Source organism: Paenibacillus sp. OT2-17, from assembly GCF_009827695.1.
In the GTDB taxonomy this organism is placed as follows: domain Bacteria; phylum Bacillota; class Bacilli; order Paenibacillales; family Paenibacillaceae; genus Paenibacillus; species Paenibacillus polymyxa_B.
In genome coordinates this window covers 1-3845 of record NZ_WUDQ01000355.1, presented here as the reverse complement: position 1 = coordinate 3845, position 3845 = coordinate 1, and the positions used below count along the sequence as shown (strand labels likewise).

General features: G+C 40.8%; 6 protein-coding genes and 1 pseudogene. 3 read left to right on the top strand and 4 right to left on the bottom strand.

Annotated features, from left to right (window positions below; translation table 11 throughout):
* The 3 genes and pseudogenes from GRP75_RS21080 to GRP75_RS21070 all read right to left on the bottom strand — a co-directional run.
* Positions 1 to 189 (bottom strand): annotated as a pseudogene (locus tag GRP75_RS21080) (GNAT family N-acetyltransferase); the annotation flags it as partial.
* A gap of 297 nt (positions 190 to 486) precedes the next feature.
* Positions 487 to 840, bottom strand: coding sequence for a FlxA-like family protein (locus GRP75_RS21075; protein WP_160790276.1), 354 nt, complete (start codon positions 838 to 840; stop codon positions 487 to 489).
* Positions 841 to 920: 80 nt separating this feature from the next.
* Positions 921 to 1757 (bottom strand): hypothetical protein, encoded by an 837-nt coding sequence (locus GRP75_RS21070; protein WP_160790275.1) that lies wholly within the window; start codon positions 1755 to 1757, stop codon positions 921 to 923.
* 284 nt (positions 1758 to 2041) lie between these two features.
* Here GRP75_RS21070 and GRP75_RS21065 point away from each other — a divergent pair, with 284 nt between their 5' ends.
* The 3 genes from GRP75_RS21065 (at position 2042) to GRP75_RS30690 (ending at position 3481) form a co-directional block, all read left to right on the top strand.
* Entirely contained in the window at positions 2042 to 2617 is a 576-nt protein-coding gene (locus GRP75_RS21065; protein WP_053324924.1) for a class I SAM-dependent methyltransferase, read from the top strand.
* A gap of 15 nt (positions 2618 to 2632) precedes the next feature.
* Positions 2633 to 3238: a DedA family protein gene (locus GRP75_RS21060; RefSeq protein WP_023987704.1), complete on the top strand. Its 606-nt coding sequence runs from the start codon at positions 2633 to 2635 to the stop codon at positions 3236 to 3238.
* Between the two features lie 153 nt (positions 3239 to 3391).
* On the top strand, positions 3392 to 3481 hold the full coding sequence (locus tag GRP75_RS30690; protein WP_007429455.1) for a putative holin-like toxin: 90 nt from the start codon (positions 3392 to 3394) through the stop codon (positions 3479 to 3481).
* 204 nt (positions 3482 to 3685) lie between these two features.
* On the opposite strand, the gene GRP75_RS21055 is transcribed toward GRP75_RS30690, so the two are convergent.
* On the bottom strand, positions 3686 to 3845 hold a 160-nt coding region (locus GRP75_RS21055), incomplete at its 5' end, for an alkaline phosphatase (protein WP_202404245.1).

The window sequence follows — 3845 nt, the reverse complement described above, 5'->3', positions numbered from 1 at the left end:
GTTCCAACATAGTACACTTAGGAGACCGCCCATGACCTGACCGTCTTCATCTTTGAGCGTAAGATTAATCTCTTCGTATCGGGTTCGAATATCTGCTGGGACGTGTTTCGCATTAAACTCAATCAACTTGTTTCTGACTAAACGCGCTTCCTCCCTACTACTTCGACTCATCTGAGGTTCCAGCGTCATGGCATAAGCCCTCCAATTTGAAATGATTACTAGCACTTACTGATTTAAATATAGAAAATAATAGGGTTAAAATACTTTCATCTTCCTACTGTTATATATTGTATATACTTTTCTATGTTTAGTCACATGAGACATTTAAACAGATAAAATTATTCCGATCTATATAGCGCTGATTGAAAGTCGCTCCCTGGATTCATGCAAAATATTTAGTAAACGAAAAAAGCAGGCCCCTCTGAAACGGAGAGCCTGCTATCGTTTGTATCCATCGTCTGTCCTACAGGAAAAAAGATGGGATGATTAAATTGAAATATCCAGTGATTTCCCAACTCCTGTAATATCACTACTGTTAGCGCTGTTGATACGAGTTGTTTCCGTGTTACTTGGAGCGGGCTTTTCCATTTTTGGAGTTGACGTGCTGCTGGATTGCGAACTTTGCTGTGCAATTTGAGCTTCAATCTGTTTAATTTGCTGCTGAAGCTGCTTCATTTTTGTTTCTTTTGTATCTTTATTATCTTTACTTTGCTGTACCTTGTTGTACTCCGCTTCAAGTTGAGCTTTTTGCTTTTCCAGACTAGCTGTTTCGTTGGTACTGGATGAAGACGAAGTGCTTGCAATAGATATAGAACTGCTGGATGTGGATGAAATGTTCATACGAGATTTCCCCTTTATAAAAGTATGAGTTTACACGTGTGGGCTAACCGGTTCTAAGCTATGGTATTGCACTCTAATGACTATGACGATGATGATACAGATTGTTCAAAAAACTTAGCGATTTTATCGAATAAAGCCGATATTTCTTCATCTGTGGCATTCGATTCGTCTGTATTTCCCCACGCGTCTTTTAATGTAGAAAGCAGATCTGTTTCCTGATCTTTGTCCGAAGCTGTTGACCCGGATATAAGACTGGTACTCAGAACGCTCTGCAAATCACTCAGCAAGGATCTTTTTTCATCTACTGTAAGCTCTTTCTCAGATGTAGCACCGTTATCCTCTTGATTGGAAGTCTCTTGGATATTCCATGCGAATGGAGGCATAATTCCACCCATTGCCTGCATCATAGGAGGCAGACCACTGCTATCCATTTCAGGATGTGACGGGTCTCCTTCAGGCGGTGGTGCAGGACGATTATTTTGGATCGTTTCTGCTATCTTATCGAATAGCTCCGATACTTCATCATCTGTTGCCGTCGAAAGATCCACATCGGCTAATAAGTCGCTAACCGAAGCCAACGGATTCTTCGTGCTATTGGTGAGTTCATCTGTATCAGAGGAAGCACTTGAAGACATCAGATAACTTTGCAGATCAGACAACAGCGTTTTCTGTTGGTCTGTAGTTAGTGCAATGGTATCCTGGTCGTCGTACTTGTAATCATTACTGTAGTTTTCCGTAGGAAGCGGAGCCTGCATTCCTCCCGTGTATTCCATAAATTCCTTGCTCAATTCGAGTGAATCGTTAGATTTCTTGTGTGTGGTATGACCCGTGGTATTTAGTCCATTCTCATTTGACTTCACCTTATTCGATTGATCATAGGAAGTCGTGATGAGATGCCTGTTAATGGATAGTGACAAAGTAGATCCCCTCTCAGTGTACATAATGTTTTTAGCTGCCCACCTACCTTTCATCGGCAGCAAATCTGAATGCAACCTGAGGGGATGCTGAATGATAACTGAATAAATACAGACTCATTAATACCACTCTTTTTTTATTTCCTAGACCATAGTCAAGGAAAATCCCCTCCGCAGGACGGGGGGATTAACCCTACTCGAGACAGGAGTAAGTAAAGGGATAATTTGTTACTCTTAGCAAAGAATAAATGAACGTATTCTAAAAATTGAAAGTAGGGGAATGATGTATGATCCGTATTAGCCATTTGGTTCACGAGAGACTTATGTTCCTATTCAAATTTTTGTACTCGCCTGCATATGTGGGTAGTGTAACACCAAGTTCCAGATTTTTAGCTAAAAATATGATAGAATCCATTCCATGGAGTGAAGTTCATGCTGTTGCCGAGCTTGGTGCTGGCACGGGGGCAATTACTCAATACATCCCCTGTGCTGCTAAATTTCAACCAAAGGTTTTACTCTTTGAAAAGGACCAGGCCATGCAGCAGAATTTAAAAAGAAGATTCCCGAATTATCTGTGCTATTCCGACTCGCGCGAGCTTCAGCTTGCTATGAAAAATGCCCAAATAGAACAGCTTGACTGCATAATTAGCGGGCTGCCATTTTTCAATTTTCCACAAGAGATGCGAAATCAAATTGTAGAACAAATTCATCTATCACTCAGGGATGGAGGAATGTTTGTCGCCTTTCAATACTCTAAACAGATGAAACAACAGTTAGGTGAATGGTTTGATATTGAAGAAATCAAGTTTGTGCCTATGAACGTTCCACCCGCATTCGTGTATGTATGCCGAAAGAAAGCATAAGAAAGGAGTATGCGTATGGACGTGGAATATTTAATTTCCATCATCGAACAATACGGCTATGCAGCATTATTCTTTTCTCTATGGCTCGGAATTGTAGGTCTGCCCATCCCGGACGAAGTCATTGTGATGACTGGCGGGGCTGTAACAAGCATGGGCATACTTCACCCGTTACCCGCTTTTTTAATTGTATATCTTGGGGTTATATCAGGCTTGTCCTTAGGTTATGTATTGGGGAGAACCGTGGGTACACCGATTTTAGAACGTTTGCGCCGGAAGAAAAAAATGGACAAGTACATTACGTTTTCGGAAAAATTAGTACATAAGTATGGAAACTTCACTATTTGCATCAGTTATTTGCTACCGATCGTCCGTCACATTATTCCATATATTGTCGGAATCAATAAAATGAGCTTCAAGCGCTATGCCCTCTTCTCTTATTCAACGGGCTTGATCTGGACGCTAATCTTCTTTCTGCTCGGACGTATCTTTGGCGATCATGTACAAGCAGCAGGAGAACTGATCCATCGTTATGGCCTGCAGATGGCATTGCTTCTCATCATGCTGACAATTATATTTTTTATAATGAAATTTGTGTGGGGGAAGAAAACAACGGAGGAGTAAAGGTTGAGTATATTCTGCATGTCCATAATATAAGCGAATTTAAAAGTTACCTTTGGTTTTGTCCTTTTTAGCAATACTATCCATATGATATACTATAAACTAACAACAGAATGGCTTAGATGGGCGGTCGGCTAGTCTCCTGCAAAGGAGGTGATGCCTGTGGAGGTTAAAGATACATTAATGTTGATGATTCAATTTGCAACGTTGGTGATCTTGATTATTTCCTTCAACAAAAAGAAATAGACCGCCCTCCGGAAAAGGTTAGCGGTCTATTTTACTAATCCAACCCTACAGCCACCGCCCTTATAAGCGGCTGTTGTAAAAGAGTGAGGATGTTGGTAGCATCCTTACTCTTTTTTAGTATATACTTATTAGCTTTAGTTTATCACAGGAAAAACCATATTGCCAATATGGAAAATCTTTTTAAGAGGCAGCTTTCACCCTACGTTACTTCTTTAATTGAAGCAGCTTAACCAGCTTGTCATGAATGGCAGTATTCGGGTAATTCCCGCTAAACTGAGAAGATCCGGGGCCCATCGCGGTTAACGCCACATCAACAGATGTATGTCCTCCTGTGGTCCAGTCGATATAAAACTTTTCATTAGAG

Excerpts from the sequence above, each read along its gene's own strand:
- GRP75_RS21060 (WP_023987704.1), top strand. The coding sequence starts at position 2,633 with ATGGACGTGGAATATTTAATTTCCATCATCGAACAATACGGCTATGCA.
- GRP75_RS21075 (WP_160790276.1), bottom strand. The coding sequence starts at position 840 with ATGAACATTTCATCCACATCCAGCAGTTCTATATCTATTGCAAGCACT.
- GRP75_RS30690 (WP_007429455.1), top strand. The coding sequence starts at position 3,392 with ATGCCTGTGGAGGTTAAAGATACATTAATGTTGATGATTCAATTTGCA.
- GRP75_RS21065 (WP_053324924.1), top strand. The coding sequence starts at position 2,042 with ATGATCCGTATTAGCCATTTGGTTCACGAGAGACTTATGTTCCTATTC.